Source organism: Thermococcus sp. ES12, assembly GCF_012027515.1.
Taxonomy (GTDB): domain Archaea; phylum Methanobacteriota_B; class Thermococci; order Thermococcales; family Thermococcaceae; genus Thermococcus; species Thermococcus barossii.
This window is the reverse complement of the sequence record NZ_SNUP01000098.1, coordinates 1-423: the sequence shown is the minus strand read 5'-3', so window position 1 is coordinate 423 and position 423 is coordinate 1. Positions and strand designations below refer to the sequence as shown.

The window sequence follows — 423 nt, the reverse complement described above, 5'->3', positions numbered from 1 at the left end:
AAACGGAAACACCCTTTTCTAAAAGCTTCTCGGCAAAGCTAAGCCCATCAATCCCTGTTTTAACGAAGAGGTAAAACGCTCCATCGGGCTCGTAAAATTCAAATGTCCCCTTCAGTATTCTTGAAGCAAGTTTTACCCTCTCTTCGTAGATTTTAACAACCTCCTTTTTGACCTCTTCTCTAATTTCCAATGCTTCAACTCCAGCCCTTTGAATAAAGATTGGAACACAAGTTGTTGTTACCTCTAAAAACTTCTGCATAGCTTTAATATCTTCTCTTTGCGCTATTGCATAGCCTAATCTAAATCCTGTCATGGAGAAGAGCTTTGAGAAGCCCTTAATAGTCACAACGTTGTCGTAAATCTCTCTCGCTGGTGTGAAGGGTTTAAAAGCTATGTCAGCGTAAATTTCATCGGCTAAAACTT

At 39.7% G+C, this 423-nt stretch carries 1 protein-coding gene; it reads right to left on the bottom strand.

The window, feature by feature from the left end; translation table 11 throughout:
* Positions 1–423, bottom strand: a 423-nt coding sequence (locus tag E3E37_RS11235; protein WP_167717438.1) for an aminotransferase class I/II-fold pyridoxal phosphate-dependent enzyme, incomplete at both ends; no start/stop codon positions are given.